Below are 24,775 nucleotides of genomic sequence, written 5' to 3' on the forward strand. Positions count from 1 at the left end.
AACATCCCGTTCAAGTGCCCCCGACGCCAGGCTTGGCCCGGCGCTCCATTTCCCGATGCCTTATAGACACTTGCCAACCCTTATTTGCAAGGGCCTTGCCCATCATTTCCGCCACGGCAACCGAACGATGTTGGCCACCTGTGCAGCCCAACCCTATCGTGAGATAGGATTTCCCTTCGTCATGAAACGCAGGGAGGAGCAGAACTGAAAGATCGATGATCTTCTCAAAGAACGGGTGAAAACGGTCATCCGCCGTCACATAGTCCTCAACTTTTTTGTCAGTTCCAGTCAAACCACGTAGTTCGGGTTCCCAATGCGGATTGCGGAGAAACCGGCAGTCAAACACCATATCAACGCCATGTGGCACCCCTCGTTTATAAGAAAACGAGTTGAGCAATACTGACAACCCCGAATAGCCTGGTGATGCAAACAGCTTCGTCACTTCATCACGTAATTCATGTGGTGATAGATCTGACGTATCGACGACCGCATCACTACGCGACTGGATCGCGACAAGCAGCTCGCGCTCGCGCCGCATCCCTTCCTGTAGGCTCTCATTTGGCGCCATTGGATGCGGCCTACGGGTTTCAGAGTAACGCCTGATCAAAACATCTTCGCGCGCATTGAGGTAAAGCAGGCTTACTTCCGCGTCGGTCCGTTTCTGCAACGTATCCACGAGCTTTATCAACGCCTTGGTTGTAAAGTCCCTGTTTCGCACATCCACACCGAGTGCGATTGAACGCTCGAGCGGCGGACCATCGAGAAGCCTCGGGATCAATGACAAAGGAAGGTTGTCGATGGCCTCGAAACCCAAATCCTCAAGTGCGTTGATAGCCGTGCTACGACCAGCGCCAGATGGGCCAGTTACAATTACAATTTGGTGTGGATTGGTCCTAAGGCGTTCTTTGGTCATTTTTCCATAGAAGCGTGAAAACCATACTTAAGAAAGTGCAAAAGCGCTGCTGGCAGGTGTGAAGACGTCACCATCTCGAGAAGCGGAACGACATGTTGCCCAATTCGAACACTGTTCTCCACTGGCATCCGATCGTCTGTCACTTTGTCTAGGTCTATCACGGCAAGAAGCTTGGTGGGCCCTACACACGGAGCTGCGAGTATCCCCAAGCCGCGCGCTTCAATCGCCTCGGGCAGGGAGGCGGGGCGTGAGGCGATCGGGGCATCAGGGGTTTCCGAGAGATCGCACCGATCGTCTGCCACCAAATCTGCGCCTAGAGCCAGAAGTTGCAAAGCCAAAGCTGATTTTCCTGAGCCTGACGCTCCGATGATTAATAATCCACGGCCTTCCACAGAGACGCAGGAAGCATGCACTTGGCACGGGAGGTTGAAGTAGTCAGTGAGCATTTAGGCACGCTAGGCTCAAACGAAACGCTGTCCCAGCCGAATATCCATCAAGCGCTTAGGTAGGCAGGCCGACGACAAAGCGTGCGCCAAGGGGTTCGGACGTTACATCCGCATCCGTCGGTCGAATATTCTCGGCCCAGATTACTCCGCCATGCGCCTCGATAATCTGTTTGGAGATCGCCAAGCCCAGACCAGAATGATTGCCGAACTGACGTTCAGGGCGTTCTGAATAGAAGCGGTTGAACACTTTGTTCAAGGCCTGCTCGGGAATACCAGGGCCAGTATCTTCAACGACTACAAGAACGCGATTATCACGACGGCGCGCCCAAATGCGGACCGCATCGCCTTCTTCACAGAAGGAAGTCGCATTGGTGATCAGGTTCACGAAGACCTGCGCCAGCCTTGCTTCCAAACCGTGGATGATGATCGGCTCATTTGGAACATCCATAATAAATTCGACGCCATTCTCGGCGGCCTGCTGGCCCAAATATTCGGTCAGATTATGGATCATTCGCATCAGGTCAAACGGCTCTTCGTCCTCTTTGACCAATTCGCTGTCGAGACGGGAGGCGTTGGAAATATCGCTAACCAAGCGATCAAGACGCCGAACATCATGTTCGATCACATCGAGAAGTCGACCACGCTGTTCGTCGGTTTTTGCGACATGCAGCGTGCCGACTGCCGAGCGCAAAGACGCCAGCGGGTTCTTGATTTCATGGGCGACATCGGCGGCGAACTGTTCGTTCGCGTCAATGCGCTCGTACAATGCGGACACCATCCCTCGCATCGCACCAGACAGGCGGCCGATCTCATCCGGCCGGGCTGTAAGATCTGGGATGCGAACGCGGCTCGGGCTGACTTTACGCGCGTTTTTGTCTTGGCCCAGCTCGGCTGCCGCTGCGAGATCTGACAATGGATTCGCGATTGTAGAAGCAAGCACGAGGCTCAATCCGATCGAAACCAGAATTGCTATAACAAACATCTGCAAAACCTGCTCACGCTCGCTGCGGACCAAATCGTCGATCTGACCTGCGACAGTTGACAATGCGATCACACCCAGGACTTGGCCATTACGCTCGATTGGCGTTGCAACCGAAAATATGCTTCCTCCGGCGCCGTCAAGGCCCGTCCGGATTTGGGTCTCCCCCGCCGCGGCACTAGCGAGCAGTTTGCGAGCTTCATCCTCGCCCGTCACGTTCGGCATTTGTTTTTGGTTAGAGCCGAATGCGCCGGAAATGCCTTCCCAGATGCTGTTCAGGAAACCTGTAATAATCGTGCCGTTCTTGTCGTTCAAGAGCTTCTCAGTACCAGGAAGAAGCGGGCGCTCTGTCCCGATGGTACTTGCCAGCAAGGCCTGGCTCGGCGAGAAAACAAAGACCTCGACCCCCGGTGCGATATCCAACGCACTGAGCGTCGCGGACGGATTTTCTAGGCCAGCCTCGTCGCCGTTGATTGCCAGCTGCGCTTCGAAAACGTCTGCTATCAGTTGCGCCTCAGAAACAAAGGCCACCTCTCGCTGCGCGACCAGACTGTCGCGAAACGGGTTGAGGAACAGAACGCCAGCAACCAATAGGACAAGCGCCAGAAGGTTGAAGGTAATAATTTTGCGCGCCAAGGGGGAGCGGTTCAGCGAAATCAGAGTTCGCTTCTCACGTCTGGTTCTAAGCTCTTGCTCGACGCCGTCTCCCGACTGCGTCCAATCCTCGCCCATGACCAGCTCTGCGTTTTTAGCAGGCCTAGAGTCCGCCACAGAAAACCTCGACACCAATGACATTGTTACTCTTCGTTATATCTGTAACCGATGCCGTAGAGTGTCTCAATCGCTGAGAACTCATCGTCCGCCGTGCGCATCTTCTTGCGCAAGCGTTTGATGTGGCTGTCGATGGTCCGGTCATCAACATACACCTGATCGTCATAGGCCACATCCATCAGCTGGTCGCGGGACTTAACAAAACCAGGACGCTGCGCCAGTGCCTGCAAAAGCAGGAATTCGGTGACGGTCAGCGAGACATCGTTGCCTTTCCAAGTCACGGTGTGACGAAGTGGATCCATCGTTAGATCGCCGCGCACCATCGTCTGCGCAACTTCGCCTTCGCCAGCGTCGTCTTTCGCAATCGCATCTTTGCGACGCAGGATAGCGCGAATTCGTTCGACCAGAAGGCGTTGTGAGAATGGCTTGCGCACATAGTCATCTGCGCCCATACGCAGTCCAAGAACCTCGTCAATCTCATCATCCTTTGAAGTGAGGAAGATAACGGGAACTTCGGACTTCTGGCGCAAACGCTGCAGCAGATCCATGCCATCCATACGGGGCATCTTAATGTCCAATACAGCCATGTCGGGCATTTTTCGGGTGAAAGCGTCCAGCGCACTTTGCCCGTCATTGTAAGTTTCTACCTCGAAGCCTTCGGCCTCAAGAGTCATTTGGACGGACGTCAGGATGTTCCTGTCGTCGTCCACCAACGCGATTTTTGACATTGGGGGTCCCTTTGTACTGCTCGTTGCTCTTGTTCTTTTTTTCTTACCATCGGGCCTCGGAGCAACAGAATCAACGAAATTGTGGCGAATCGGCTCTTCACCACCCGCATTTGGGCATTTCGGCCCTAATGTTTGACTAATTTGCCGCACATCCACCTAATGATAACGCTATCACGTCGTCTCCGACCGGTTTCCTCGCAAAACCGACGTGCTATACGAGAACCAGTTGCTCCGCCGGGGCAACCCCAGCGGATACAGGACCCGCTCGGCACAAGGACAGGCGGGACTACTCCCGCAACAGGAGCAAACTCATGATCACAGGACGCGTTAATCCGGCGCAGATGTTGGACAAACAGGGTATTACCGGCCTTGGGGGCGTCTATTACAACTACCTAGAGCCAGCCCTGATCGAAGAGGCCCTGAAGCGCGACGAAGGCACATTGGGCAAGGGCGGCTCGTTTTTGGTAACAACCGGAAAGCACACCGGCCGGTCGCCGAAAGATAAATTCGTCGTACGCACGCCATCTGTTGAAGACACTATCTGGTGGGACAACAACGGCCCCATGGCTCCGGAGGCGTTCGACGTCCTTCACGCCGACATGTTGGAGCACATGAAGGGCGGCGACTACTTCGTCCAAGATCTTTTCGGTGGTGCCGATCCATTGCACCGCTTGGACGTCCGGGTTGTGACCGAATTGGCGTGGCATGGCTTGTTCATCCGCCACCTTCTGCGCCGCCCAGACGCCGAAGAACTGGCAAGTTTCGTGCCTGAATACACAATCATCAACTGCCCAAGCTTCAATGCGGATCCAGAACGGCACGGCTGCCGCTCGGAGACAGTCATCGCGATGAACTTCGACAAGAAGCTGATCCTGATCGGCGGCACCGCCTATGCTGGTGAGAATAAGAAGTCTGTGTTCTCGCTTCTCAACTACTTGCTGCCAGAGAAAGACATCATGCCAATGCATTGCTCGGCAAATCACGCGCACAACAACCCAGCGGACGCCGCCGTGTTCTTTGGTCTGTCCGGCACAGGCAAAACCACGCTTTCGGCTGACCCATCCCGTACCTTGATCGGTGATGACGAGCATGGCTGGTCAGATCGCGGCATCTTCAATTTTGAAGGTGGCTGCTACGCGAAGACCATTTCGTTGTCTGCTGAGGCGGAGCCAGAAATCTACGCCACGACTGAAAAGTTCGGCACCGTGATCGAGAACATGGTGTTCGACAAGGACACCAAAGATCTTGATTTTGAGGATGACAGCCTGACCGCAAACATGCGCTGCGCCTATCCTCTGCATTATATTTCGAACGCTTCTGACACAGCGCTTGGGGGCAATCCGAAGAACATAGTAATGCTGACATGCGATGCGTTTGGCGTGCTGCCTCCGATTGCACGGCTCACACCAGCGCAGGCCATGTATCACTTCCTATCCGGCTTTACCTCTAAGGTGGCTGGCACCGAACGCGGTGTAACCGAGCCGGAGCCGACATTCTCAACATGTTTCGGTGCACCCTTCATGCCGCGCCGCCCAGAAGTCTATGGCGATTTGCTCCGCAAGAAGATCGCCGCTCACGGTGCATCTTGCTGGCTGGTTAACACCGGCTGGACCGGTGGCGCATACGGCACTGGCTCCAGGATGCCGATCCGTGCGACCCGCGCTTTGCTTACGGCTGCTCTGAACGGCTCACTGAACGAAGGTGAATTCCGCAAGGATCCAAACTTCGGCTTCGAAGTTCCAGTCGCCTGCGACGGTGTCGCAGACTCACTGCTCGATCCGCGCCGCACTTGGGAAGATGGTGCAGCCTATGACGCTCAAGCTGCGAAACTCGTGGAAATGTTCGCTGAGAACTTCGGTCAGTACGTTCCCTTCATAGACGACGACGTGAAGAACGCCGCAATCGGATGAACCAAACTACGCTCAAAGCCAGCATCTCGGTTGGTTTTTGGGCCCTTGGCTCTATAGCTCAGGCGCAACACATAAACAGTGTTGCGCCTGATCGCTTTTACGACGACACAATTCTCTCATCGATGGATTACGGTTTGGTTTGCCCATCTGGCACCGCCAAGAAACTACCTGCGCCGGACACCCATCTGGGCTTCATCACCCAACGCGATCAGAACCAGAGCATCGAGCACACGACCCAGATCGTGCCGCTAGCGAAAGGCGTCGGGTTTGGAGTTGACGTTCAGTTGCCAGAGGGCACCAACCTGCGCGATGTGGAGATCACTGTATTCCACCCGCCTTATATTGGAACGGACGTAACCGAAGAACTTTGGCGTACGGACCTTGTGCCGCGCACGTCCAACCTGAACTTCTTTCTATTCGAGTTTCCGTTCGAAATGGTCGCGGGCGACTGGGCCTTGCAGGCCAGCCATGAAGGTAAGTTGCTGTATGCAGTAACCTTCAAAGTTGTGGATCCGTCGCGCATCCGAAACCTTTCAAGTTATTGTTCAGGCCTTCTTTTGTCCTAACCCAACAATCCACGCCGGATCAAATTCAGACCGGCAAGCAGCAGCACCCAAGACGTGACTTTTCTGAACGTCGATTGATCAATCCGGTCCTGCACTTTGAACCCAAGCCAGATCCCCAAAATCGCAGGCAAGATCAGCACCGCAGAGAATGGAAGCGTTTCGGCGCGAAGAACACCCGACTGTAGATGCGCAAACATCAGCATCATCGCACCTAGACCGAACACAACACCCTGTACACGCATCTGCTCTTGCTTGGGCGTATCAACCGCAGTCAGATACAGCACAGTCGGCGGCCCCCAGATCCCTGAAAGCCCTGCCACAAATCCGGCAAAGGTTCCGACAAGCCCCTCTGCGAGAGCGCTCCGACCCGCCAATTTGGGGCTCCACCCCATCAATTGCAGGGCAGTAAACCCAGCGACAGGCAAGCCAATCGCGAGATACAGGGCATTTGACGGTATAAGATTTACAAGCTGCGCGCTTAGGACAAGCATCACAGCCCCTGCCCCCAAGAAGAGCTTGAAATTTTTGAGGGAAGTCCACGCAGCTCCGATGCCCTGACGAAGCGACTGAATTACGTTCGTCGCCATGGTTGGCAGGATCAATCCGGCCAATGCTAGCTCGGGCGAAAGGAAGCTGCTCAGACCGGAGATGAAAATCGTCGGCATGGCGAAGCCCACAACGCCTTTTACGAAACCGGAAACGACGCCGATAAGCACAGCCACTGCAAGTAACTGGGGAGAAATGATTGGGAACAACTCTTCCATATCGCATTGGTAGCTCGCCTGTTTTTCGGGCGCACCAAATAAATCTCCGCGACATTTTCGTTCAACGGTCTACATTTTTGCGCATCAAAGTTGCGCTGCAAGTGCAAAAGGATTATTTCGATGAAGAGCTTTATAAAGGATTCGAGACATGGCCCATGATGGACAGGATATGACCCTCGCGACCCCGACTGATACGGTTCTGCCGGATCTTACTACTTTGACTGCCGCAACCCTTGGTCCGATCAGTGATTTACTTGCGAAGGCAAAAGACCTTGTTCGCGAACAACTGACTGATAACGATCGGATTTCTGGCACATTACTTGAACAAAACCAGACGGCCGCGCACGGGTTGGCATGGCTGGCAACCTACGTACAATCCCTGACCCAAATGCAGAAATGGGCTGAGAAATTGACTGCGGATGGCAAGTTTTCCGAGGTTGAGCAGCTGATTCACCAAATCGCATTCGGAGAGTATTTGGGCCAAATTCAAGGCGGCATCCCCATGTCTCAAGGCGAAATTCTGCGCTTGCGAGATATCGGATTGTCGCATGATGACCAGCTTTCCATGATGACACCCGAGGTTTTGACCCTCATGGGCTCTGGCAATACGCAATCTGCACGCTCACGCCTCGTTGAATTGATGCAAGAGCGTTCCGCCGAGATCATCACCGGCGCGTCCGGCCTTGATGACGAGCTTGAGATGATCAGAGAGCAGTTCCGCCGTTTCTCTATCGAAAAGGTCGAGCCTTTCGCGCATGAATGGCACCTCAAAGACGAGCTGATCCCGATGGAAATCATTGAAGAGCTTGCTGAGATGGGCGTTTTTGGCCTGACCATTCCAGAGGAATATGGGGGCTTCGGCTTATCCAAAGCCTCCATGGTCGTGGTCTCCGAAGAACTATCGCGCGGCTATATCGGGGTAGGTTCGCTTGGTACGCGTTCCGAGATCGCAGCGGAGCTGATCTTGTGCGGCGGCACGGACGAGCAAAAGGAAAAGTGGTTGCCGAAACTGGCCTCCGCCGAGACCTTGCCCACCGCTGTATTCACCGAGCCTAACACGGGCTCCGACCTTGGCGCATTGCGCACGCGTGCCTTAAAGGACGGTGACGACTACAAGGTCACTGGCAACAAAACGTGGATCACCCACGCAGCCCGCACACATTTCATGACGCTGCTGGCGCGAACTGATCCTGAGACGGCCAACTACAAGGGTCTGTCCATGTTCATCGCCGAAAAAACCCCGGGCGATGACGCAAACCCTTTCCCGACCGAAGGCATGACAGGCGGCGAGATTGAGGTTCTGGGCTACCGCGGCATGAAGGAGTACGAACTCGCTTTCGACAACTTCCACGTCAAAGGTGAGAACCTTCTTGGTGGTGCGGAGGGTCAAGGGTTCAAGCAGCTTATGCAAACCTTCGAGTCCGCGCGCATCCAAACTGCAGCGCGTGCCATTGGTGTTGCACAATCTGCCATCGACGTAGCGATGCAGTATGCACAAGACCGCAAACAGTTCGGCAAGTCGCTGATCGATTTCCCACGTGTCTCGGGCAAAATTGCCATGATGGCAGTTGAGACCATGATCGCGCGGCAATTGACATACTTCTCTGCGGACGAGAAAGATCACGACCGTCGCTGCGATCTGGAAGCTGGGATGGCCAAGCTGCTAGGTGCCCGCGTCGCATGGGCCAGCGCCGACAACGCGTTGCAAATCCACGGCGGAAACGGCTTTGCTTTAGAATACAAGGTCAGCCGCATTCTGTGCGACGCACGTATCCTCAATATCTTCGAGGGCGCGGCGGAGATTCAGGCGCAGGTGATCGCACGCCGCCTGCTCGACTAGGCAAACGTGACTAAACATCTGGGGCGCGGCCTGCTAATCTGCGCCTCATGAAGCATCTCGCACTTATAGCTTTGGTCCTGCTGGCCGCATGTAAGGACGAAACCATATCTGGGTATGCCGCCGACGGGGCAATCTATAGCCTTCGAACCATTAATGGCGTCGCGTTCGAAGCCCGAGCCACATTGTCATTCCCAGAAGAGGGTAAGATTGCGGGACAAGCGCCCTGCAACAGGTACTCTGGAGCGCAGGTCGCACCTTATCCATGGTTTGACGTTGAACGAGTCATCAGCACGAGAATGGCATGCCCCGACCTAAAGGCGGAAAGCGCGTTCTTCAGATCCTTGGAAAGCATGACGCTGTCAGAAACGGCGGGCACCACTTTGATCTTGTCGAACGACAGAGGCGACGAGATGGTGTTCAGGGCTGGCGAATAACGCCTAACGCCTCAAGCAATCGATCTCGCGACACGGGCAATGGCTTGTTCCCCAACTGCGGGGCCATCCATGTCGTCAGAAAGTGCCCAGTAGTTGCTAACGCATCCGGCACGCCCTCAAGAGACCCGTCTCCGACGCCTCTTAAACAGTTTGGCAATGACAACAGGCGAGAGGCCCAGTCGCCTGCCCCTTGTCGAGACACTGCTCGGCCCGTGCGCGGGGAGACATAGATAAGCTCCTGCATCGATCCGGTAACTGCGCAAGATGACAAGTCCAAACCAAAACCAAGCTCTTCCAGCAAAGCCAACTCCCACTGCACATACGCCAGAGGCCATGCCTCGCTTTCGCCAAGCAGATCAAATACCAGCAGCGTTCGGTCATACAGATCGGGATGCGGGTCGCGTTCCGCCAGCGCAAATTGAAGCAAACCGCACAATGCGTTCAGCCCCGCCAACGCTTTGCGGTCGCCCATAACTGCTGCTGCCCGTGATTTGATTGGCTCTACAGTGAACGCACCCAAATGACCTTCCAAACGCGCGCGCCATGAAACATCCAACTGCGCGCCGGGTTGCAATATGGGCGATAGTTTTCGCCCTGCCCCACCGCGCACGACACCAGCATGGCGCCCGTATTCCGGGGTAAAGACATCAATGATGGCCGCGTTTTCGCCGTGACGGCGCGCTGATAGCAAGACCCCTTGGCTTCGCCACTCCATCATTCAATCTCCGTCAGGCTAGGCCCTCTTGATCCAGAAGGTGCCGCGCCGATTTATCCTCAACTTCGATCACCCATAGGTCGGGATCGAAACTTAGCTGCTTACGGATCGCTTCATCAACGTCGGCCTCGGGCCCTTCGGCCAACACCACCCAAGCGCGCTCGCCGCTCATCAGGTCAAACGAGCGTTGATAAGATATGGCCTGCCCGTCCAAGGTGTTTAACTTGACCATAACCATACCAGCCGTCGGGTCACCTTTGGAGGTTACGAAGGCAGGGATATTTTCCAGACGCAGCCTATTCAAATAGGCCGAAACCCAGAAATCGGAGGTGAGGCGATTAGACATTTCCGTCTTTAAAGTCCAAGCCCATTTCCGAATAACGCTCGCTATCTTCCAGCCAACCCGGACGCACCTTAACCTGCAAAAACAGATGTACCTTGCGGCCAAGGAACTCGACCAGCTCCTCGCGGGCTGCTTTGCCAACGGCTTTGATAGTCTCGCCCTTGTTGCCAAGTACGATACCTTTGTGGCCGTCGCGGATCACGTAAATGAGTTGTTCGATCCGTGCAGAGCCATCCTTTTGCTCTTCCCACTTTTCGGTCTCAACAGTCATCTGATACGGCAATTCCTGATGAAGGCGCAGCGTCAGTTTCTCGCGGGTGATCTCTGCCGCGATCTGGCGCATTGGCGCGTCCGCCAGCTGGTCTTCGGGATACAACCACGGCCCTTCAGGCACCTGACCGGCCAACCAGCCACGCAACGCATCCACTCCATGACCTTTTTCCGCAGAGATCATGAAAGTCTCCTGAAAGGCAAAACGGTCGTTCAATTCCTTGGTCAACCCAAGCAAAGCGTCCGACTTCACACGGTCAATCTTATTGATAGCCAGCACTACAGGCGCACCGGTGGTCCGTTCCGCCAATCCGTCCAGAATAGCACCCACTCCTTCGGTGATTCCACGGTGTGCCTCGACCAGAAGCACTACAATGTCAGCGTCCGACGCGCCGGACCACGCCGCAGCAACCATTGCACGGTCTAGCCGGCGACGGGGTTTAAATAGCCCTGGGGTGTCAACGAAGATCAACTGCGCCTGACCTTCCATCGCGACACCACGGATGCGGGCACGTGTGGTCTGAACCTTATGTGTCACGATCGACACCTTGGCGCCGACCATGCGATTCAGCAGGGTCGACTTGCCTGCGTTGGGCTCTCCGATCAGCGCGATGAAACCCGCGCGGGTTGCCTCAGTCATGTGTCCAGCCTTTCCAAAAGCGCCTTGGCCGCAGCCTGTTCCGCTTGCCTCTTGGCCCCTGCCTTCGCTTCGGCCCGCTCGCCAGAGGCAAGCGTTACCGCGATGGTGAATTCCGGCGCGTGGTCGGGGCCTTCGCGCTTGATGATCTCATAGATTGGTGTTGCTTCGCCACGCGCCTGCACAAATTCTTGTAACGCGGTCTTAGGGTCCCGTGCGTCCGCATCAACCTCATGGATACGTTTGCCCCAAAGCCGCAAGATCAGCTCGCGCGCCGATGAGAAACCGCCATCGCGGTAGACCGCAGCAATCAGGGCTTCCATCCCATCGCCCAATAGCGCTTCTTTGCGTCGGCCGCCGGACACCATTTCGGATTTTCCCAACTTCAGAACTGCACCGAGTTCAATATCTCGCGCGACGTCCGCACAGGTCTCTTTGCGCACCAAAGCGTTGTATCTCGGGGCGAGCACCCCCTCTGTCGCCTCAACGTCAGCATCTAAAAGCGCTTCGGCCATCACAAGGCCCAGCACGCGGTCGCCAAGAAATTCCAAACGCTGATTATCAGGACGAGTGATCGAGGAAATAGAGCCATGGGTCAACGCGCGGACGAGCAACTCTGGCCTTTGAAATCGGTAACCGATCCGATCACAAAAAGCCGAGAGCTCAGCCGACAGTTTCATCGCGGGCCTACTCAATCGCTTTGAAGAACCGGTCGCCGCGCCAGGTCCAGAAATACAACATGCGGGAGCCAGCAGACGAGAAAATCACCCGGTCAGCTCGGCCTAAAAGGTTTGCGAACGGCACCATGCCCACACCTCCACCGGCTTGCGCAAAGCGGCTGTCGATAGAGTTGTCGCGATTGTCACCCATGAAGAAGAAATGCCCCTCAGGCACACTGAACACGGGGGTATTATCAGCGCCCAAGCCGTCACGGATATTTAGAATGGCGTGGGATACGCCACCGTCCAGCGTCTCAATGGCTTTCTCTTTTTCGCAGTCGCCACCAAGACCCACAGCACCGTTGCTGCAAGCGGGAAAACCGCCAACTGACCCCTGAGCTTCGTAGGTCTCTATAAACGGATCAGTCGGGACCTGCTTTTGCGCTTGGTCGTTCAAGAACAAGACACCGTTCTTCACTTGAATTTTGTCGCCCGGTAGGCCGATCAGCCGCTTGATGTAATCCTGCCCGCTCACAGGATGACGAAACACGACCACATCGCCGCGCTCGGGTTGATCACCAAATAGACGGTCAGGGATCGGGCAAATTCCAAACGGGCAGCTATACCGCGAATAGCCGTAGGCCATCTTGTTCACGAACAAGAAGTCGCCAACAAGCAACGTGTCTTTCATGGAACCCGAGGGAATCCAGAACGGCTGGAAAAACAGTGTGCGGAACACAGCGGCAATCGCCAATGCGTAAACCACCGTCTTCACGGTTTCCATGATGCTTTCTGGCTCTTTGTCACTGCTGCGTGCCATCAATATTCTCTTGCTGTAAGGGTTGCTCGCTACATGCGACCAGAGGGGGGCGGAGTCAACCCGCGGGCAGCCCAAGCGGTCGCGCTTCAATGACCACAAACGCCTGAGCCCATGGGTGATCATCGGTCAAAGTGACGTGGATCAAAGCCTCGTGACCGTCTGGTGTCATTTCTCGCAAACGCTCTGCGGCCCAGCCCGTGACTTCCATGACGGGTTGGCCCGTGCGCAGATTGCTCACTGCCATATCTTTCCACGAAATCCCCATCCGCAGTCCCGTGCCCAGCGCTTTGGAACAGGCCTCTTTGGCCGCCCACCGCTTAGCATAAGTGCCCGCTACGTCCTTACGACGCTCTGCTTTGCGCTGCTCGACTTCGGTGAAAACGCGGTTGCGAAATCGATCACCAAATCGCGCCAATGTGCCCTCGATCCGCTCAATATTGGCCAAGTCAGTCCCGACACCCAAGATCATCAATAAGCTGCCGAAATCTGGCCGCTGGATTGATTCAAGGTCACACGAAGCACCTTGTCGTCAAATCCGCCCGTCGCTGCATTGTAGGTTTTCACTTTGATGCCCCAAGTCAGCCCCTTGGATGGATCGTAGCTACTACTCAATCCCTCCAACGTCATATCCCCAAACCCGAGCGTGCCTGAACTGCCAACCATCATGCATTGCCGCCCGCCCACTTCGTCGAAGGGCGGCGACAGGATAATCAGTTGGAACGCAGCAGCGGCGGGCTCCAAAGTATCAATCACCACAAGGCGCACACGATTGCCCGCGAAAATTTGCGTGTGGTTGGCCCAAGGCTCGCCAATCGCATCAACGCTTGCCAAATCATCGCAGGGCCGGACCTCTTGAGCCGCAACCGGAAGGCTCAAGAGACTTAAGAGAATAGCACCCAGGAGTTTCTTCATGTCAGCCTCGCCGTTAAAATTTTCAGGCCTGCAAATCCGAACATTAGTCCGAAAATTACCTCAAACCACCGCCGCAGCTTTTGATAGCCGCGAATGAAAGCCCCCGTCGAAAACAAGAGCGCATAGCCGAAGAACACCACATTGGACACGACAAACAGCGCTGCGAAAGTTTCCCAGACAGCACTGGCATCTGACCCCGGAGGTATCGCAATCGCAAATATCGCGCCCCAGCCGAAGACCGGCTTTGGATTTGTAAGATGAAGCAGAAGGCCTTTCAGGTAGAGTGATCGCAGATCACCCTGTTTCGCTTGAATTGTGGCTAGCGGCTTGTCGGACAAGCTCGATCGCACAGCCTTGTAGCCCAAATACATCAAGTAGGCAGCTCCGACGTATCGTAGAATTTCCACGAGCCAAGCGTTTGCAATCATCAACGCGCTCATACCCAACGCGGCAGCGACGCCCCAAGAGGCAGAACCGCAAACAATACCAGCAGCGACGGCCAGCCCCGCAGGCCGCCCACGTTGCATCGACGTGCCTGCAATGGCTAAGGTCGCAGGGCCGGGGGAAGCGCCGCCAATCGCCCAAGCCAGAAGCAATAAGGTAAAGTCGACGCCTGTCACGCGCGGGCCTCATCCATGAGGCGGCGCATTTCGGTAATCGAGCTGGCGAGCCCGGTGAAAATTGCCTCGCCTATTAGAAAATGCCCGATATTCAGCTCTACCATCTCGGGCAGGGCGGCAATGGGCTTCACACTTTCAAATGTGAAGCCATGTCCGGCATGGACTTCGAGCCCGAGCGAATGAGCAAGCGTTGCCATATCGCGGAGCTTTGCGAATTCCGCGTCCCGCACATCAAAGCGCCCTTCAGCGTGTGCATCGCAATAAGCGCCGGCATGAAGTTCAATTATGTCTGCACCGATGCGCGCCGCCGCGCGAACCTGCCGCTCGTCAGCGCCGATGAACAACGAAACCCGCGTTCCCGCCGCTTTGAACGGCGCGATATAGGTCGAAAGCCGATTGTCATCGCCAGCGACGTCCAAGCCACCCTCGGTTGTCCGCTCTTCGCGGCGCTCAGGGACGAGGCACACCGCATGAGGTTGCGTCGCCAAGGCAACCGCCTGCATTTCATCAGTCGCTGCCATCTCGAAATTCAACGGGATCGAGATTGCAGCCTTGATTGCAGCCATGTCTTCATCGCGAATATGGCGGCGGTCCTCGCGCAGATGGGCAGTAATGCCATCAGCCCCCGCCTCTTGCGCCAGCAGCGCGGCTCGAACCGGATCAGGGTTGTCGCCGCCACGGGCATTTCGAACCGTAGCGACGTGATCGATATTCACGCCAAGGCGCAGTTTTCCGCTCATCGGGTTGATCCTTCGAGTAGCAATTTGAAGTCGATAATAGGAGAACGCACGGCAACCTCAACAACGCTTATTGCGCGCGGCCATCCTCGGCTTTCTTGGCGGCCTTGCGCGCGCGAATTTCTTCGAGTTTGGCCTTGAGCCGCCCTTTGCGGCGGTTCTGATAGGCCGCAATGAGCGGTGCACTGATATAATAGGCAATCGTCCCTGCGATCACTCCCGGAATTAGCCCGCCGATCATATAGGGAAAGAAGACTTCGTCATAAAAACCAGACAGACGATCCCAATGCGCCACATCGTCAGTAAACATGGCGTAAAAGTTATCTTTCAGATCCCGCCAAGCGCCAGCAAAGCGGCGCCCGATGTTCATATTCTCCTCAAACTCGGTGCCCAATAAAAAGTGGCCAGTTTTTAGTGAAACAACCCCGATGGGAAGGTAGGTCAGCGGGTTGCCGAAGAACGTCGCCATTAGGGCGGCAAGCATGTTACCCCGCATGACTTTCGCAACAAACGCAGCAATGAAAAAGTGAAAGCCATAGAAGGGGGTGAAGGTCGTAAAGACGCCTGCAAAGATGCCGCGTGCGATACGATGGGGGGCATCAGGCAGACGGCGGACACGGTGCTTGACGTATCCAAACGCTCTGCCCCATCCGCCCTGAGGCCAGATCAAGTGCAGCGCCCAAAGGGCCCAGCTTTTTGGTGTTCTGCGCTTGAACACGTCTGGTCTTCACCTCTCCGCCCCGCAGTTGGGGCCACCCGCTATGGTTTGCGGCTCAAATCTCTGTGCCGTTCAAGGGCAGCCACATCACTGTCTGCTTCGATTGCTGTCATGACGCCATGCAGATGTTCGGCATCGCGCACGTCGACATCGACCAGAAGTTGGAAGTAGTCCGGTTTTCGGTCAATGAAGTGCATGTCCGAAATATTCGCCTTCTGCTCGCCGATCAATGTGCAAATACGTCCCAGTACGCCGAAGCTGTTTCCGATGGTCAAAGCTAAGGTTACTGTGTTGGTCGCAGCGTGACGTCCAGAGTGCCACCGGATATCGAGCCAACGTTCGGGTTGTTCTTCAAACTCCACCAGCGCATCACAAGCGATGGCATGCACAAACACCCCATCGCCTTTGTGTTTGATACCTACGATCCGTTCACCTGGAACGGCTTGGCAACAGGCTGCACGTTTGACCTGCACACCTTCAGGCAAACCCACAACTGGACGTTCTGCATCGGCAGTCTCCGTATCAGCCTTTTCGGCCAGTTCCGGATAAAGGGCTGTGACCACTTCTCGGGCAGACAACTCGGTCGAACCGACATACTCCAACAACTGCGACGCATCCGTCAGGCTCAGTTCCTTGGCGGCGGTTTCAAGCGCTTTATCGGAAGCCTTCTTGCCAATATGCTCAAACGCAACGCGCGTCAGTTCCCGGCCCAGCTTTATATATCGGTCCCGGTGTTCTTCACGCAAAGATTTCCGAATGGCCGCTTTGGCCCGCCCCGTCACAGCGATATCAATCCACGTCGGCTGCGGCCTCTGTCCTTCGGCAGTGATGATCTCCACCGACTGACCATTGCGCAAACGAGTCCAAAGCGGGACGCGAAGCCCATCAACCTTTGCGCCAACACAGCTGTGCCCGATCCTCGTGTGAATAGCGTAGGCGTAATCCAGAGGCGTCGCGCCACGCGGCAGTTTGATGACCTCTCCTTTGGGCGTGAAGCAGAAAACCTGGTCAGAATACATCTCAAGCTTCACATGCTCGAGGAATTCATCGTGGTCGTCCGCTTGATCAAAGCGTTCGGTCATCGACGAAACCCAAGTCGACGGATCAACAGCAAACGGGTTTTGCACCCGCTCCCCGTCGCGATACGCCCAATGGGCCGCGACGCCAGCCTCGGCCACGTCATGCATCTGGCGCGTTCGGATCTGAATCTCGACCCGCTTGCCATCGCGGCCGGACACTGTGGTGTGGATCGAGCGGTAACCGTTTGTCTTAGGTTGGCTGATATAGTCTTTGAACCGGCCCGGTACGGAACGCCAACGGCGATGCATAACGCCTAAGGCACGGTAGCAATCATCTTCGGAGTTTGTAATGATGCGGAAGCCATAGATATCTGACAGACGCGAGAAGCTTTGCTTCTTCTCCTCCATCTTGCGCCAGATCGAATAGGGTTTCTTGGCGCGACCATAGACTTCGCCTTCGATGTCCGCCCGTGAAAGCTCGGCACGGATGTCATCTGTAATTTTCGGGACAACATTGCCCGTCTCTTTTTGCAACGTGATGAAGCGCCGGATAATCGAAGCGCGCGCTTCTGGATTGAGCACACGGAAAGCCAAATCCTCTAGCTCTTCGCGCATCCAATGCATCCCCATGCGTCCAGCCAACGGGGCATAAATATCCATTGTCTCACGGGACTTCTGAACCTGCTTGTCCGTGCGCATATGCTTGATCGTGCGCATGTTGTGAAGCCGGTCCGCCAGTTTCACCAAAATCACCCGCAGGTCCTTGGACATCGCCATAAATAGCTTGCGGAAATTCTCTGCTTGCTTGGTTTCGGTCGAACTCAGCTCAAGGTTGGTGAGCTTGGTCACGCCATTCACCAGCTCGGCGATCTCTGAGCCGAAACGACGTTCAACTTCCGAAAAAGTCGACCCCGTGTCCTCGATCGTATCGTGCAAAAGCGCGGTTACGATCGTTGCGTCGTCAAGATGCTGCTCAGTGAGCAGGGCTGCGACTTCAACAGGGTGGGTAAAATACGGTTCGCCGGAGTGCCGTGTTTGTCCCTGGTGCATTTGCGAGCCATAGGCATAGGCGTCGCGAATAAGGGCTTCGTTTGTTTTGGGATTGTAGGCGCGGACCAGTGCGATCAAATCGCTGTCAGATATCATTCTGTCTGGTCCACTGCCTTATCTCAAGGGCCTTACTTAGGCCCTTGCGCTTCCATCAGGGCCCGCAGCAACTTTTCTTCGGACATATCGTCGTCAGCAGGTTTGTCCTGCTCGACACCCATCAAAAGCGCCATCGCGTCTTCTTCTGGCTCATCGACTTCGATCTGCGTTTGATTGCTTTCGATCATGCGCTCACGCAGCTCGTCAGCGGTCTGTGTTTCATCTGCGATTTCACGCAAGGAAACGACAGGGTTTTTGTCGTTGTCGCGGTCAACGGTGATCTGGCCACCCGCCGCAATTTCGCGGGCGCGATGGGACGCCAGCATAACCAACTCAAAGCGGTTAGGAACCTTGTCTACGCAATCTTCAACCGTCACGCGGGCCATGGGGGACTCCAGTCATACACAGGGAATGTCAGACGGCACAATTAGGACCGTTAAAGGCCGAATACAACCTTAAAACCCGCCATTTCTATGACTCTAGGGCGCAAATCGAACGTTTTTCTTCGTCTGACAGCGCAGATAGCAGTTCTGTAAGGGTTTCACCCGACAACGGGTGGATCCAGTCCGGTGCAATGTCAGCCAAAGGAATCAATACAAATGCTCGATCTTGGATCCGCGGGTGCGGCAAAATCAGTCGCTCCGGCGCCTGTGTCATCTGACGCTCAAGAGGCAAGTTCATCCACTGCTCAACTGTCGCTCGATCCGGAACTATGTCAGTGCCGTAATCTAGCAGGTCCAAGTCCAGTGTCCGCGCTGCCCATCGCTTCTCGCGCACACGTCCGAACTCTGCCTCGACACGGTGCAAATGCGCCAGCAACTCTTCAGCTTTCAGGCTCGTTTCGAGCGTGATCGCAGCGTTCACATAGTCGGGCCCACTTCCGATCGGAAAGGCAGGACTGCTGAAAAAGCGGCTTTCCGCCAGCACGTTAACTGAGTCGCCAGAAATGGCCTTCTTGACGTCTCGCAGAGTAAATTCAGGCGATCCAGAGCTTGACGTCGCGTTACTACCCAGCGCAACATGGGCTATTATCAGCCCTTTGTGACCCCCCGTGGGTTGCGGCATAAGCTTTTTTCCTTATGTTTGCTGAAGCGCGTACGCCTGCGCCCTTCACTCGGGGATTATTAATCGGGCTGAGCGATTATCGGAAGGACATTTAATGTTTTACAAAGACGAACGGCTGGCACTGTTTATAGACGGGTCGAATCTATATGCCGCAGCCAAGTCTTTGGGGTTTGACATTGACTACAAACTCCTGAGACACGAGTTCATGCGTCGCGGCAAAATGCTGCGCGCGTTTTACTACACAGCCCTGCTTGAGAATGACGATTATTCACCTATTCGTCCGCTTGTCGACTGGCTCCACTATAACGGCTTCACCATGGTCACCAAGCCGGCCAAGGAATACACCGACCGCGAAGGGCGGCGTAAAGTCAAAGGCAACATGGATATCGAGCTTACGGTCGATGCCATGGAACTGGCCCCGCATGTGGATCACATCGTGATCTTTTCCGGCGACGGCGATTTCCGTCCTTTGGTTGAGGCAGTCCAGCGAAAGGGTGTGCGTGTTTCAGTCGTCTCGACGATCCGCTCCAACCCGCCAATGATCTCGGACGAACTGCGCCGTCAGGCCGACAACTTCATCGAGCTTGATGAGCTTCGCGAAGTCATTGGCCGCCCCCCTCGTGAGGGCGATATGTCCTTCACACGGGATCGCGAACGCGAAGTCACGGAATAAGATAAAACGCCGGGGCACTGCTCCGGCGTTTTTCCTTGGAAAGCTAACCCGCCACGATCTGCGCGTAATCGTAGCCATCCTCGCTGGTATCGCGCAAAAGGATATCGCCAACGGATAAGTCGGTCAGGTTGACTCCTCTCAGCGTGGTGACGGGGACCCCGCGGCACTCGATCTGGACGTAGCTGTCGTCAAGCACAGTCAGCCTCAAATTGGTCGCACTGCCCCCGTCCGGCAGGTCGAGCACAAGCCGATCCTCTAACCCGTTGAAGTCCAGAATCTCCACGCGGTACTCGCCAGGGGCAAGCGACGTCATGTCCTCGACCACGAACAGGTCCGACCCGGACCCGCCAATCAGAATCTGCGCATCCCAGTCGTTTGTGCCGCCATTTTGTGCCACCAACACATCATCGCCGGAGCCGCCGGAAATTCGGTCCAGTCCTGCGCCAATCACCACGTCATTGCCCGTGCCGCCGGACAGATCCTGCCGCACGAAACCACTCAACTCGCCGCCGTCTATGAAGTCATCCCCGTCTCCGCCAGACAGATTATCGGTCCGCGGTTGCCAATCAGCGTGTCGTTATTCGCCATCCCGCCAAACGAGTCCCCGCCGCTGCCGCCAATCCGCGTGACGCCAGTGCCATCACTTGCCGTCGGACCCCGTGGCGCGTCCGGGAAATCCGGAACCTCACCGGTACGCAAAAACACATCGCTCAGCCCGCCTTCGTCGATATTGCGGAAGACGATATCGTCCTCGGAAAACGCATAAAAAGTTTTCACTTTTGCGATTACTTTCCCTTCGACAAGCACGTCATACCTGTTTGGTTCGATATAACGGATAGTCGCTTCGGGCTCAGGCCCGTCTGCGGGATTGTGGTCGATCACAATGGCATCCCCGCCAGCGTCGTCGAAGATCAGCGAATTGAAACCCTCTATCGTCGTCAAATTGTCTTGCGCGATAACAAAGAAGTTGCCGGGGCCGTCCTTGAATAGCGCAGCTTCGGAGTTCGTGTTGATCAGCGTATCGTTACCTTCAAGTCCGACAAAAATATCGCCAGCATTCTCACCGTCGTAAATCACGTCATCCCCGCGCCCGCCGTCCAGCAGATTCTGCCCACCACCGCCACGCAGCACGTCGTTGCCCGAACCGCCCTCCAGCACGTCGTCGCCCTCGCCGCCGTCCAGATCGTCATTCCCACGGTTGCCGATCAGCGTGTCTTGGCCGTTGCCACCTATCAACGTGTCATTGCCCGCGCCACCGGTCATGTAGTCATTGCCCGCGCCGCCCGTCAGCACATCATTGCCCGCACCCCCGGCAATAAAATCGCCTCCCGCACCACCCTCGATGCCGTCGTCGCCATCGGTACCGAAGAGCTCATCGTCGTCATCAGAACCCGCCTGAAACGTCAGTCCAGCCGCAAAGCTGCCCATAATGGCCGAGAGTAAAATCGCAGAAATCATCAAATAAACCTTGTCTTTGAAAGGAAAAGGTAACCTTGGGAATCAAATGGACACAAGCTCATGGCACGGCATTTCCACGCCATATCTGTGAGTAGTTCAGATATTCTGTTGTGAGGGGAAACAAGGCGCCTTGCCCGTCCGGGTTGTGTAGACTTGCAAAACACTCACGTCGGCGTCAGGTCGTAGGTTATCCATTCCGTGCGCGTCGCCATTTGGTCGTACAGCCCGCGGGCTCGGTAGTTGTCGTCCGCCGTGATCCAGCGCACGACACCCCAGCCACGTTCGCGCCCTTCGCGCTGGACGGCGCGGATCAATGCCTCACCCGCCTTAGAACCACGCGCCTCAGGCAGCACATACAAGTCATCCAGAAACCCGCCCGTCCCGGCTGCCAAAGGCCGAGAGAACGGTCTGTAATGCGTCAAGCCAAGCAATGCGCCGTGAGCTTCGGCCACAAACCCGTGCACCTCATGGGCAGGGTCCATCAGCCAACTCCAGACTTTGTCTCGCATCTCCTCGGTTTGGTCGACACTGTAGAAGGCCGCATACCCCGCATAAAGCTGCCCCCACGCGGTCCTGTCGTCCGGCATCACGGTCCTGATTGTCACTGACATCGTCAACTCTCCTTTGCCAGTGAACTTATGCGAGACGAGAGGCGCTGTACCATCACTTACTGGCTCATGGCGCTGTGGCGGGTCTGAACCTCTTCGGGCCATGTGCTTTTGATATACGCCAGAACTGCCTTGATCTGCGCGTCCGTCAGTTCGTCTTCAAAACCACGCATGTCGCTTTTATAGTTCCCACCGACCAGTGCTTCTGTGCCGTACTTGGTCACTGCAAATAGCTGCTCGATTGGGTGGTGCCACGTGTGGCCGGTTATGTCATGCGGCGGGGCTGGCAATTTCCCGTCAGGTCCCGGCTGCCGCCAATCAGGTTGGCCCTCCAGATTGGCTCCATGGCACGACGCGCAAGCGCCGTCATAAATCAGCTCGCCCTCGGCCACGATCATTGGGTTCTTGTACGCTTCGGCACGCTGCGTCTGTGCGCTACTGATGCTGCCAGCGAAAAGCAACGCACTGGTCAAGAAAATCTGTCGTCTCATCGTGTCATAGACCCCTCAATTGATCAGGCCTTATCCGGCTTCCAGCAGGGGGAGGGTCAAGCGCTGAAAACACACATTTCCGCGAGGCGCCACTGGACCCCGCGCCGTCTAAGGCATACTTCATATTCCAATCAGGAGCGCCACACCATGACCAAGCCCCCCCTCACACTCTACCTCGCGGCACCACGCGGTTTTTGCGCAGGCGTCGACCGCGCAATCAAGATCGTTGAGATGGCATTGGAAAAATGGGGAGCGCCCGTCTACGTCCGCCACGAGATCGTGCACAACAAATACGTCGTCGACGCATTGCGCGATCAAGGCGCTGTATTTGTCGAAGAATTGGAAGAGTGCCCGGACGACCGCCCCGTAATTTTCTCTGCGCACGGCGTCCCGAAAGCCGTACCAGCCGCCGCTGCGAAGCGCGAAATGATCTATGTCGACGCCACCTGCCCCTTGGTGTCCAAGGTCCATATCGAGGCGGAACGACATTACGCCAACGGGTTGCAGATGGTGATGATTGGACACGCCGGCCACCCAGAAACGGTCGGCACAATGGGTCAGCTTCCTGATGGGGAGGTGATTTTGGTCGAGACCGCCGAAGACGTCGCGACGATCACGCCCCGCGATCCAAACAAGCTGGCTTTCATCACCCAAACGACACTGTCCGTCGATGACACCGCAGATGTCGTCGCAGCGCTCCAAACCCGCTTCCCGGCCATTATCGGGCCACACAAGGAAGACATCTGTTATGCCACCACCAACCGCCAAGAGGCGGTGAAGGCGATGGCCACCATGACCAACGCCATGCTTGTGATCGGCGCGCCGAACTCCTCCAACTCCAGACGGCTGGTGGAGGTCGGGGCCAAAGCGGGCTGCACCTACGCACAACTGGTGCAACGCGCCGCCGACATCGACTGGCGCGCGCTGGACGGCATCGACAGCATCGGCATCACAGCAGGTGCCTCCGCGCCGGAAGTGCTGATCAACGAGGTCATCGACGCTTTCAAAGACCGGTACTCGGTGACTGAGGAAATCGTCGAGACCGCCGTCGAGAACGTCGAATTCAAGGTCCCTCGCGTGCTGCGTGAGCCTGCCTAGCGCTGCAAGGCCAGCGCGGCATAAAGCGCCGTGACGCCCATGTTCACCATCTCCTTGTCCGCACCTAGGCAGATCGCGCCATACGCCCCCGCCAGCCCGGCATAGACCGCGCGGTGGCACCACAGGCGGACGGCCATGTCCCGCGTCGCTTTGCCCATCCGGGCCGTTTTCACTTTTATCCACTCAAACATATTGCGTATCCTCATACGAAAGGTTGGGTGGGGTCCCCGCCGGAGGGCTACTCCGGCATCGCGATGACCTCTTTCTGCCAAACGGTCCGCGAACGGTCCGTATCTTTGGGTTGCGAGGCTGTGGTGAATTCGTGGTGGAAATGAGTTTTGGGGCGAAGTTCGGCTTGCTCGTCAAAGGCAAACGCGAAGCGCGCGGCTGGAGTCTCGCCAATCTGGCACTTGAGGTCTTTGGCGATGACGGCAGCCTTGGCGAAAGCCGCAAAGGCGATGTGCACAAACTAGAGACTGGCCAAACTGCCAAACCCCGCGCCTCCACCATCAAACGCTACTGCGACGCGCTTGGCATCTCACAAGACGACGTGGACACCCTGCGCTCCCCCGACCAGATGCCATCGGTCACCCAGATGCGCCGCCTTCTGGCTGAACGTGACCACCTCAAGGCGGGCAAAACCTTGACCGAATTACAAGTCATCGGCCTCGCCGAACGGGTGGCCGAAAACATCCCCGATTTCGACGCAGCCCTGCGCGAACTCGACCAAGCCTTGACTGTGGCCGAGGATCTCAAGACCCGCAGCCAGCAAACCTCCAACCACGCGGATTTCATCGACAAGGTCTTCGCCGAGGTCCAGCGCCTCAACGACGAGGACAATCCAGACGAGGCCGCTGCAACCCTCCAGCGCGCCTATGACGAAGGGGCCGCCCAGCAAGCCCGCCTCCTCGACAGCCTCATCGCCCAACACGCCCTGCGCCAAGACGTGGACGCCACCCTGAACGCCATCCTCGCCAAACTGCCCATGGACGTGCCGGACCCGTCCAAGCATTTCGACGCCCTACGCGCAATTAGGTATGACTACCGCCAACAAGGCCTCACCCACGGCACCCGCTTCCCCAGCCTCATGGCTATCGCCTTGGCCGAAACCTGCAAGGATCGCGCCCAATCCAAGGCAGAAAAAGGCGCCGCCCTCAACGATCTCGGCATCGCCCTCTCAGAGCTTGGGACGCGGGAGGACAGCCCAGACCGCCTCAACGCCGCCGTCAAAGCCTTTGATTCCGCGCTGGAGGTCTACACCAAAGACGCCCTGCCGATGGAGTGGGCTACGACACAGAACAATCTCGGCATCGCCCTCCAAGAACTTGGCAAGCGGGAGGACAGCCCGGACCGCCTCAACGCCGCCGTAAAAGCCTTTGATTCCGCGCTGGAGGTCCGCACCAAAAACGCGATGCCAAAGGACTGGGCCATGACG

General features: G+C 56.3%; 30 protein-coding genes. 7 read left to right on the top strand and 23 right to left on the bottom strand.

Annotated features, from left to right (window positions below):
- Window positions 1-10: 10 nt before the first annotated feature.
- From rapZ to BM352_RS00100, 4 genes are read right to left on the bottom strand one after another with little or no spacing between them, the layout of a single operon-like run.
- Entirely contained in the window at window positions 11-913 is a 903-nt protein-coding gene (gene rapZ, locus BM352_RS00085) for an RNase adapter RapZ (protein ID WP_090211053.1), read from the bottom strand.
- A complete protein-coding gene (locus BM352_RS00090) occupies window positions 910-1,359 on the bottom strand; it encodes an HPr kinase/phosphorylase (protein ID WP_090211054.1) in 450 nt (149 codons plus the stop codon). Before BM352_RS00090 ends, rapZ begins: the two co-directional genes overlap by 4 nt.
- A gap of 55 nt (window positions 1,360-1,414) precedes the next feature.
- A complete protein-coding gene (locus tag BM352_RS00095) occupies window positions 1,415-3,133 on the bottom strand; it encodes a sensor histidine kinase (RefSeq protein WP_090211056.1) in 1,719 nt (572 codons plus the stop codon).
- A gap of 2 nt (window positions 3,134-3,135) precedes the next feature.
- Entirely contained in the window at window positions 3,136-3,837 is a 702-nt protein-coding gene (locus BM352_RS00100; RefSeq protein ID WP_090211057.1) for a response regulator transcription factor, read from the bottom strand.
- 311 nt (window positions 3,838-4,148) lie between these two features.
- On the opposite strand from BM352_RS00100, the gene BM352_RS00105 reads away from it, so the two are divergent.
- Both BM352_RS00105 and BM352_RS00110 read left to right on the top strand, forming a co-directional pair.
- Window positions 4,149-5,747, top strand: a complete 1,599-nt coding sequence (locus tag BM352_RS00105) for a phosphoenolpyruvate carboxykinase (protein WP_090211058.1) — start codon at window positions 4,149-4,151, stop codon at window positions 5,745-5,747.
- On the top strand, window positions 5,744-6,313 hold the full coding sequence (locus tag BM352_RS00110) for a DUF3859 domain-containing protein (RefSeq protein ID WP_090211059.1): 570 nt from the start codon (window positions 5,744-5,746) through the stop codon (window positions 6,311-6,313). The genes BM352_RS00105 and BM352_RS00110 overlap by 4 nt, the downstream gene beginning before the upstream one ends.
- Here BM352_RS00110 and BM352_RS00115 read toward each other — a convergent pair.
- Window positions 6,310-7,077 carry a sulfite exporter TauE/SafE family protein gene (locus tag BM352_RS00115; RefSeq protein ID WP_090211060.1) on the bottom strand — a complete coding sequence of 256 codons (768 nt, stop codon included), beginning with the start codon at window positions 7,075-7,077 and terminating at the stop codon, window positions 6,310-6,312. The genes BM352_RS00110 and BM352_RS00115 overlap by 4 nt on opposite strands.
- 148 nt (window positions 7,078-7,225) lie before the next feature.
- Between BM352_RS00115 and BM352_RS00120 the strand changes: the two genes are divergently transcribed.
- Both BM352_RS00120 and BM352_RS00125 read left to right on the top strand, forming a co-directional pair.
- A complete protein-coding gene (locus BM352_RS00120) occupies window positions 7,226-8,917 on the top strand; it encodes an acyl-CoA dehydrogenase family protein (protein ID WP_090211062.1) in 1,692 nt (563 codons plus the stop codon).
- Between the two features lie 47 nt (window positions 8,918-8,964).
- Window positions 8,965-9,351, top strand: coding sequence for an META domain-containing protein (locus tag BM352_RS00125; RefSeq protein ID WP_090211064.1), 387 nt, complete (start codon window positions 8,965-8,967; stop codon window positions 9,349-9,351).
- Here the strand turns inward: BM352_RS00125 and recO are convergent.
- The 13 genes from recO to folK form a co-directional block, all read right to left on the bottom strand.
- The gene (gene recO / locus BM352_RS00130; RefSeq protein WP_090211065.1) at window positions 9,335-10,066 is read right to left on the bottom strand and encodes a DNA repair protein RecO; all 732 of its coding nucleotides are present in this window, start codon (window positions 10,064-10,066) and stop codon (window positions 9,335-9,337) included. The genes BM352_RS00125 and recO overlap by 17 nt on opposite strands.
- 13 nt (window positions 10,067-10,079) lie before the next feature.
- Window positions 10,080-10,412, bottom strand: coding sequence for a DUF1491 family protein (locus BM352_RS00135; RefSeq protein ID WP_090211067.1), 333 nt, complete (start codon window positions 10,410-10,412; stop codon window positions 10,080-10,082).
- A complete protein-coding gene (gene era, locus BM352_RS00140; protein ID WP_090211070.1) occupies window positions 10,405-11,319 on the bottom strand; it encodes a GTPase Era in 915 nt (304 codons plus the stop codon). Before era ends, BM352_RS00135 begins: the two co-directional genes overlap by 8 nt.
- Window positions 11,316-11,996: a ribonuclease III gene (gene rnc, locus BM352_RS00145; RefSeq protein ID WP_090211071.1), complete on the bottom strand. Its 681-nt coding sequence runs from the start codon at window positions 11,994-11,996 to the stop codon at window positions 11,316-11,318. Before rnc ends, era begins: the two co-directional genes overlap by 4 nt.
- A 7-nt stretch (window positions 11,997-12,003) precedes the next feature.
- Window positions 12,004-12,795 (bottom strand): signal peptidase I, encoded by a 792-nt coding sequence (gene lepB, locus BM352_RS00150; RefSeq protein ID WP_090211073.1) that lies wholly within the window; start codon window positions 12,793-12,795, stop codon window positions 12,004-12,006.
- Between the two features lie 55 nt (window positions 12,796-12,850).
- Window positions 12,851-13,264, bottom strand: coding sequence for a holo-ACP synthase (acpS, locus tag BM352_RS00155; protein ID WP_090211075.1), 414 nt, complete (start codon window positions 13,262-13,264; stop codon window positions 12,851-12,853).
- The gene (locus BM352_RS00160) at window positions 13,264-13,707 is read right to left on the bottom strand and encodes a hypothetical protein (RefSeq protein ID WP_090211076.1); all 444 of its coding nucleotides are present in this window, start codon (window positions 13,705-13,707) and stop codon (window positions 13,264-13,266) included. The genes acpS and BM352_RS00160 overlap by 1 nt, the downstream gene beginning before the upstream one ends.
- Window positions 13,704-14,327 (bottom strand): LysE family translocator, encoded by a 624-nt coding sequence (locus tag BM352_RS00165; RefSeq protein ID WP_090211077.1) that lies wholly within the window; start codon window positions 14,325-14,327, stop codon window positions 13,704-13,706. The genes BM352_RS00160 and BM352_RS00165 overlap by 4 nt, the downstream gene beginning before the upstream one ends.
- Window positions 14,324-15,067, bottom strand: a complete 744-nt coding sequence (locus BM352_RS00170) for a pyridoxine 5'-phosphate synthase (protein WP_090211078.1) — start codon at window positions 15,065-15,067, stop codon at window positions 14,324-14,326. Before BM352_RS00170 ends, BM352_RS00165 begins: the two co-directional genes overlap by 4 nt.
- Window positions 15,068-15,134: 67 nt before the next feature.
- Entirely contained in the window at window positions 15,135-15,782 is a 648-nt protein-coding gene (locus BM352_RS00175) for a DUF2062 domain-containing protein (protein WP_090211079.1), read from the bottom strand.
- A gap of 41 nt (window positions 15,783-15,823) precedes the next feature.
- A complete protein-coding gene (locus tag BM352_RS00180; RefSeq protein WP_090211080.1) occupies window positions 15,824-17,947 on the bottom strand; it encodes a RelA/SpoT family protein in 2,124 nt (707 codons plus the stop codon).
- Window positions 17,948-17,979: 32 nt separating this feature from the next.
- A complete protein-coding gene (gene rpoZ / locus BM352_RS00185) occupies window positions 17,980-18,333 on the bottom strand; it encodes a DNA-directed RNA polymerase subunit omega (RefSeq protein ID WP_090211081.1) in 354 nt (117 codons plus the stop codon).
- An 85-nt stretch (window positions 18,334-18,418) separates the two neighbouring features.
- A complete protein-coding gene (folK, locus tag BM352_RS00190) occupies window positions 18,419-19,012 on the bottom strand; it encodes a 2-amino-4-hydroxy-6-hydroxymethyldihydropteridine diphosphokinase (protein ID WP_090211082.1) in 594 nt (197 codons plus the stop codon).
- Window positions 19,013-19,106: 94 nt separating this feature from the next.
- Between folK and BM352_RS00195 the strand changes: the two genes are divergently transcribed.
- A complete protein-coding gene (locus BM352_RS00195) occupies window positions 19,107-19,685 on the top strand; it encodes a LabA-like NYN domain-containing protein (RefSeq protein WP_090211083.1) in 579 nt (192 codons plus the stop codon).
- Between the two features lie 43 nt (window positions 19,686-19,728).
- On the opposite strand, the gene BM352_RS00200 is transcribed toward BM352_RS00195, so the two are convergent.
- The 4 genes from BM352_RS00200 to BM352_RS00215 all read right to left on the bottom strand — a co-directional run bounded on the left by BM352_RS00200 (window position 19,729) and on the right by BM352_RS00215 (window position 22,242).
- The gene (locus BM352_RS00200) at window positions 19,729-20,229 is read right to left on the bottom strand and encodes a calcium-binding protein (RefSeq protein WP_425434547.1); all 501 of its coding nucleotides are present in this window, start codon (window positions 20,227-20,229) and stop codon (window positions 19,729-19,731) included.
- A complete protein-coding gene (locus BM352_RS00205) occupies window positions 20,199-21,143 on the bottom strand; it encodes a calcium-binding protein (protein ID WP_090211085.1) in 945 nt (314 codons plus the stop codon). Before BM352_RS00205 ends, BM352_RS00200 begins: the two co-directional genes overlap by 31 nt.
- A gap of 164 nt (window positions 21,144-21,307) precedes the next feature.
- Window positions 21,308-21,754, bottom strand: coding sequence for a GNAT family N-acetyltransferase (locus BM352_RS00210; protein WP_090211086.1), 447 nt, complete (start codon window positions 21,752-21,754; stop codon window positions 21,308-21,310).
- A gap of 56 nt (window positions 21,755-21,810) precedes the next feature.
- Window positions 21,811-22,242: a c-type cytochrome gene (locus tag BM352_RS00215; protein ID WP_090211087.1), complete on the bottom strand. Its 432-nt coding sequence runs from the start codon at window positions 22,240-22,242 to the stop codon at window positions 21,811-21,813.
- Between the two features lie 147 nt (window positions 22,243-22,389).
- Between BM352_RS00215 and ispH the strand changes: the two genes are divergently transcribed.
- Window positions 22,390-23,340 (top strand): 4-hydroxy-3-methylbut-2-enyl diphosphate reductase, encoded by a 951-nt coding sequence (ispH, locus tag BM352_RS00220; protein WP_090211088.1) that lies wholly within the window; start codon window positions 22,390-22,392, stop codon window positions 23,338-23,340.
- On the opposite strand, the gene BM352_RS00225 is transcribed toward ispH, so the two are convergent.
- Window positions 23,337-23,531, bottom strand: coding sequence for a hypothetical protein (locus BM352_RS00225; RefSeq protein WP_090211089.1), 195 nt, complete (start codon window positions 23,529-23,531; stop codon window positions 23,337-23,339). The two genes, ispH and BM352_RS00225, sit on opposite strands and share 4 nt — an antisense overlap.
- Before the next feature lie 140 nt (window positions 23,532-23,671).
- Here BM352_RS00225 and BM352_RS18865 point away from each other — a divergent pair.
- A partial coding sequence (locus BM352_RS18865; RefSeq protein ID WP_175500578.1) for a helix-turn-helix domain-containing protein occupies window positions 23,672-24,775 on the top strand: 1,104 nt, incomplete at its 3' end.

Origin of the sequence: Litoreibacter janthinus, from assembly GCF_900111945.1 — a bacterium.
Taxonomy (GTDB): domain Bacteria; phylum Pseudomonadota; class Alphaproteobacteria; order Rhodobacterales; family Rhodobacteraceae; genus Litoreibacter; species Litoreibacter janthinus.

Coding starts and splice junctions, on each gene's coding strand:
- rapZ (WP_090211053.1), bottom strand. CDS start 913: ATGACCAAAGAACGCCTTAGGACCAATCCACACCAAATTGTAATTGTA.
- BM352_RS00090 (WP_090211054.1), bottom strand. CDS start 1,359: ATGCTCACTGACTACTTCAACCTCCCGTGCCAAGTGCATGCTTCCTGC.
- BM352_RS00095 (WP_090211056.1), bottom strand. CDS start 3,133: ATGTCATTGGTGTCGAGGTTTTCTGTGGCGGACTCTAGGCCTGCTAAA.
- BM352_RS00100 (WP_090211057.1), bottom strand. CDS start 3,837: ATGTCAAAAATCGCGTTGGTGGACGACGACAGGAACATCCTGACGTCC.
- BM352_RS00105 (WP_090211058.1), top strand. CDS start 4,149: ATGATCACAGGACGCGTTAATCCGGCGCAGATGTTGGACAAACAGGGT.
- BM352_RS00110 (WP_090211059.1), top strand. CDS start 5,744: ATGAACCAAACTACGCTCAAAGCCAGCATCTCGGTTGGTTTTTGGGCC.
- BM352_RS00115 (WP_090211060.1), bottom strand. CDS start 7,077: ATGGAAGAGTTGTTCCCAATCATTTCTCCCCAGTTACTTGCAGTGGCT.
- BM352_RS00120 (WP_090211062.1), top strand. CDS start 7,226: ATGGCCCATGATGGACAGGATATGACCCTCGCGACCCCGACTGATACG.
- BM352_RS00125 (WP_090211064.1), top strand. CDS start 8,965: ATGAAGCATCTCGCACTTATAGCTTTGGTCCTGCTGGCCGCATGTAAG.
- recO (WP_090211065.1), bottom strand. CDS start 10,066: ATGGAGTGGCGAAGCCAAGGGGTCTTGCTATCAGCGCGCCGTCACGGC.
- BM352_RS00135 (WP_090211067.1), bottom strand. CDS start 10,412: ATGTCTAATCGCCTCACCTCCGATTTCTGGGTTTCGGCCTATTTGAAT.
- era (WP_090211070.1), bottom strand. CDS start 11,319: ATGACTGAGGCAACCCGCGCGGGTTTCATCGCGCTGATCGGAGAGCCC.
- rnc (WP_090211071.1), bottom strand. CDS start 11,996: ATGAAACTGTCGGCTGAGCTCTCGGCTTTTTGTGATCGGATCGGTTAC.
- lepB (WP_090211073.1), bottom strand. CDS start 12,795: ATGGCACGCAGCAGTGACAAAGAGCCAGAAAGCATCATGGAAACCGTG.
- acpS (WP_090211075.1), bottom strand. CDS start 13,264: ATGATCTTGGGTGTCGGGACTGACTTGGCCAATATTGAGCGGATCGAG.
- BM352_RS00160 (WP_090211076.1), bottom strand. CDS start 13,707: ATGAAGAAACTCCTGGGTGCTATTCTCTTAAGTCTCTTGAGCCTTCCG.
- BM352_RS00170 (WP_090211078.1), bottom strand. CDS start 15,067: ATGAGCGGAAAACTGCGCCTTGGCGTGAATATCGATCACGTCGCTACG.
- BM352_RS00180 (WP_090211080.1), bottom strand. CDS start 17,947: ATGATATCTGACAGCGATTTGATCGCACTGGTCCGCGCCTACAATCCC.
- rpoZ (WP_090211081.1), bottom strand. CDS start 18,333: ATGGCCCGCGTGACGGTTGAAGATTGCGTAGACAAGGTTCCTAACCGC.
- folK (WP_090211082.1), bottom strand. CDS start 19,012: ATGCCGCAACCCACGGGGGGTCACAAAGGGCTGATAATAGCCCATGTT.
- BM352_RS00195 (WP_090211083.1), top strand. CDS start 19,107: ATGTTTTACAAAGACGAACGGCTGGCACTGTTTATAGACGGGTCGAAT.
- BM352_RS00205 (WP_090211085.1), bottom strand. CDS start 21,143: ATGATTTCTGCGATTTTACTCTCGGCCATTATGGGCAGCTTTGCGGCT.
- BM352_RS00210 (WP_090211086.1), bottom strand. CDS start 21,754: ATGTCAGTGACAATCAGGACCGTGATGCCGGACGACAGGACCGCGTGG.
- BM352_RS00215 (WP_090211087.1), bottom strand. CDS start 22,242: ATGAGACGACAGATTTTCTTGACCAGTGCGTTGCTTTTCGCTGGCAGC.
- ispH (WP_090211088.1), top strand. CDS start 22,390: ATGACCAAGCCCCCCCTCACACTCTACCTCGCGGCACCACGCGGTTTT.
- BM352_RS00225 (WP_090211089.1), bottom strand. CDS start 23,531: ATGTTTGAGTGGATAAAAGTGAAAACGGCCCGGATGGGCAAAGCGACG.